Origin of the sequence: Mesorhizobium sp., assembly GCF_024509055.1 — a bacterium.
Classification (GTDB): domain Bacteria; phylum Pseudomonadota; class Alphaproteobacteria; order Rhizobiales; family Rhizobiaceae; genus Mesorhizobium.
Genome location: NZ_JANINM010000220.1, coordinates 1 through 2,955, shown reverse-complemented (window position 1 = coordinate 2,955; position 2,955 = coordinate 1). Strand labels below are relative to the sequence as shown.

General features: G+C 61.8%; 3 protein-coding genes. All 3 read right to left on the bottom strand.

Annotated elements, in window-relative coordinates:
- Positions 1 to 241, bottom strand: a 241-nt coding sequence (locus Q0L57_RS10590) for a heme-binding protein (protein WP_296742254.1), incomplete at its 3' end; no start/stop codon positions are given.
- A gap of 71 nt (positions 242 to 312) precedes the next feature.
- Positions 313 to 1,626, bottom strand: coding sequence for a guanine deaminase (gene guaD, locus Q0L57_RS10585; RefSeq protein WP_296742252.1), 1,314 nt, complete (start codon positions 1,624 to 1,626; stop codon positions 313 to 315).
- Positions 1,627 to 1,628: 2 nt separating this feature from the next.
- Complete coding sequence (locus Q0L57_RS10580; protein WP_296742251.1) at positions 1,629 to 2,855, bottom strand: urate hydroxylase PuuD; 1,227 nt, start codon at positions 2,853 to 2,855, stop codon at positions 1,629 to 1,631.
- Between the last annotated feature and the right edge of the window lie 100 nt (positions 2,856 to 2,955).

The window sequence follows — 2,955 nt, the reverse complement described above, 5'->3', positions numbered from 1 at the left end:
GCTTGACGACGTTGATCTTGCGCCGCGCCCAATCCGGGTTCGAAGCGTTGGAGCCGGGCATCGCGGCGTAGAAGAGGGGACGATCGAAAGTCCTGATGTCGACGATGATCGGCAGGTTTTCCTTCAGCGCCCGGTCCCTGATCGCTGAACCGATCCCGAAGGCCACTGCCTCGTCGAACGCCGGGAACACCAGCGTGGCTTCTTGTTTCTTGATCAGAGCGATGTCGTCGGCGGCAGCCATGTCGTTCCCTGTCAATGTCGAGGAACGCTTTGGCCGATGGCTGACCCGGGGTCAAGCGAAGAGCGCATTCGCTATGCAACTATCGCGCTCTTCGCCGGCCGGCCGGCCACATAGACTTCGCGCACGGCGCGGTCATCGCCCAGCGTCTGCAACAGGAAGAGCTCTTCCGCGAGCGTTTCCACCGTCTCCATCCTCAGCCGCATTCCCGGCGTGGCACGCGCGTCGAGCACGACGATGTCGGCGTCGGTGCCTTCATCGAGCGTGCCGACCTTGTCCACGACCGACAGGGCTTCGGCATTGCCGCGCGTCAGCTGCCAGTAAGACTGGAACGGGTTCAGCTTCTCGCCGTTCAGCGCGATCACCTTGTAGCCTTCGTCCATGGTGCGCAGCATCGAATAGTTGGTGCCGCCTCCGACATCGGTCGCGGCGGCGATCCTCAGCGGATTCTCGCGGCGGCGGTAGCGCTGGTAATCGAACAGGCCCGAACCGAGGAAAAGATTGGAGGTCGGGCAGAACACCGCGACGGAACCCGATTGCGAAAGCGCATTCGCCTCGCGCTCCGACAGATGGATGCAGTGGCCAAACAGGCTCTTTTTGCCGAGCAGGCCGTAATGCTCATAGACGTCGGTATAGTCGCGCGACCAGGGATAGAGCTCCTGGGTGAAGGCGATCTCTGCATGGTTTTCCGACAGATGCGTCTGCATGTGGAGATCGGGATGCTCGCGGCATAGCGCGCCGGCCATCTCCATCTGCTCGGGCGAAGAGGTGATGGCGAAGCGCGGCGTGATTGCATAAAGTTGGCGCCCCTTGCCATGCCATTCGCCGATCAGCGCCTTGGTGTCGTCATAGCCGGTCTGCGGCGTGTCGAGCACGCCGTCCGGCGCGTTGCGGTCCATCATCACCTTGCCGGCGATGTTGAGCATGTTGCGGTCATGCGACTCGGCGAAGAAGGCTTCGGCGGACGATTTATGCACCGAGCAGTAGGCAACGACCGTCGTCGTGCCGTGGCGCAGCATTTCGTCAAGGAACAGCCTGGCGATGCGGCGGCCATGCTGCGCGTTCTGGAATTTCGTTTCCTCCGGGAAGGTGTATTTGTTCAGCCATTCGAGCAGTTCCGCGCCGTAGGACGCGATGATCTGCATCTGCGGAACATGGACGTGCGCGTCTAGGAAGCCGGGCAGGATGAGATGCGGGCGATGGTCGATCGTCTCGACGCCGGCGCCGGCATTCTTCGAGACTTTGGCAAAGAGACCGGCGGCAATGATCTTGCCGCCGTCGATCAACAACCCGCCATCCTCCTCGTAACGCCAGGCGGAATGGTCGTCTATCGCTTCCGGCCAGCGCAGGAAGGAGAGCGTGCGGCCGCGCAGAAGTTTCAATGTCATGCTTACTTTCCGGCGCCTTCGAACCAGGCCACCAGCAGCGCCCGTTCCTGGTCGGTTATGTGGCTGACGTTGGCGGGCGGCATGGCATGGGCGCGGCCGGCCTGCAAATAGATCTCGCGGGCGTGCTCGGCGATGCGCTCATCGGTGTCGAGCATCACGCCTTTCGGCGCATGGTAGATGCCTTCATAGACCGGCTCCTCGGCATGGCACATGGAGCAGCGGCCGAGCACGGTGTCGCGCACCGCCGGGAAATGCGCCGAGGCCATATAGACCTGGGCCGCGGTGGAAGCCGCGGAGACCTTGGGCTCGCCGGTCAGCACCTTCGGCACGGTCGACAGCCAGATGATGATCATGAACAGCACGGCGGCGCCGAGCCAGGTCCAGGTCGGATTGCCCTTCCTCGCATGGAGGGTGTTGAAATAGTGCCTGATCAGCACGCCGATGATGAACACCAGCGAGGCGATGACCCAATTGAACTGCGTGCCGAACGCCAGCGGATAGTGGTTCGACAGCATCAGGAACAGGACCGGCAAGGTCAGGTAGTTGTTGTGCAGCGAGCGCTGCTTGGCGATCTTGCCGTATTTCGGGTCCGGCTTGCGGCCGGCGATCAGGTCGGCGACGACGATCTTCTGGTTGGGGATGATGACCATGAAGACATTGGCCGACATGATCGTGGCGGTGATGGCGCCAAGGTGCAGGAAGGCGGCGCGGCCGGTGAACAGATGCGTCAGCCCCCAGGCGATGAACACCAGCACGCAGTAGAGCACCAGCATCAATCCGGTGTCGCTCTTGCCGAGCGGCGAACGGCAAAGCAGATCGTAGACAATCCAGCCGACGCTGATGGTGGCGAGCGACATCAGGATGCCGACCGGCGCCGACACGTTGAGCACGTTGGGGTCGATCAGGAACAGGTCGGCGCCGCCATAATAGACGATGCAGAGCATCGCGAAGCCCGACATCCAGGTGGCGTAGGATTCCCATTTGAACCAGGTGAGGTGCTCCGGCATTTCGGCCGGCGCCACCAGATACTTCTGGATGTGGTAGAAGCCGCCGCCATGCACCTGCCATTCCTCGCCAAAGGCGCCTGCAGGCAGGCCTGGACGCTGCCTAAGGCCAAGGTCGAGGGCGACGAAATAGAAGGATGAGCCGATCCAGGCGATGCCCGTGATGACATGCAGCCAGCGGACGGCGAAGCTCAGCCATTCCCAGAAAATCGCGAAATCCATCATTGAAGTCGTCCCTGCCGATCGCACGACTTTACGATCTCGCGCCGAAACGAAAAGAGGCGAGGTGCGCGATGACTTTCAAAAAAAAATGGAAAATACTAGG